A 1102-nucleotide genomic window follows, 5' to 3' on the forward strand; every position below is an offset into this window, starting at 1 on the left:
AGAGGGCGTTTAAGTACCTCTGTTCCGAAAAGCGGCTTCTATCGCTGCCTCAGTTCATAATGATTACAGCCGTTATGCGGGCTTCATCTCCTCTTGATGGGTGAACCTCGTAGTCCGTTTCGCGAACTTCTGCTACCGGAAGTCCGTCTGGTTTGAAAATGCGACAGAACCGCCCGATGGTCAGCGGAACAATCCATTCCGCGCCATCCGTGAAGACGGTACAGCGTGAGCCAGCGCAAGCCGTACCCCAGCGACCTGTCCGACGCCCGGTGGGCCTTGATCGAGCCGACTCTGACGGCCTGGCGGAAAGCCCGGCTCGACCGCCGCCCAACCGGTCAGCCGGCGAAGGTCGAACTCCGCGATGTGTTCGACGCGATTCTCTACCTGAACCGCACCGGAATCCCCTGGAAATACCTCCCGCATGACTTTCCTGGCCACGGCACCGTCTACTTCTACTACGCCGCCTGGCGCGACGAGGGAATCTTCGCCCAGCTCAATTACGACCTCACCGCCCTGGCCCGCGTGAAGGAAGGCCGCAAGCCCGATCCGACGGCCTCCGTCATCGACACCCAGAGCATCAAAACCTCCACCAACGTGCCCGTGACCAGCCAGGGAACCGATGCCGCGAAGAAGATCGTGGGCCGGAAGCGAGGCATCCTCACCGACACGATCGGCCTGATCCTCGCCGTGACCGTCACCGCCGCCAGCCTCTCTGAAAACGCCCTGGGGATACGCCTCCTCGACCAGGCGAAAAACACCTACCCAACCATCGCCAAGAGCTGGGTCGACACCGGCTTCAAGAAGGCCGTCGTCGAACACGGCGCGAAGCTAGGAATCGATGTCGAAGTCGTCGACAAGAACCCCGGAACTCGCGGCTTTCACGTCCTGAAAAGGCGCTGGGTGGTGGAGCGGAGTATCGGTTGGATCATGATGCACCGACGCCTTGTCCGTGACTACGAAACCCTCTCCGTCAGCTCCGAAGCCATGATCCACCTCGCTTCGATCGACAACCTCGCCAAGCGCATAACGGACGAGACCACGCCAACCTGGCGAGGAACCTACTAGGGCATAAGAGGCAAGTCGCCCACTCTAAACGCCCTCT

At 60.7% G+C, this 1102-nt stretch carries 1 protein-coding gene; it reads left to right on the top strand.

Annotated elements, in window-relative coordinates:
• Positions 1–225 precede the first annotated feature (225 nt).
• Positions 226–1065 (top strand): IS5 family transposase, encoded by an 840-nt coding sequence (locus tag ACZ7IB_RS49295; RefSeq protein WP_413754386.1) that lies wholly within the window; start codon positions 226–228, stop codon positions 1063–1065.
• Positions 1066–1102 lie beyond the last annotated feature (37 nt).

This window comes from Streptomyces sp. NPDC037301, assembly GCF_055602785.1.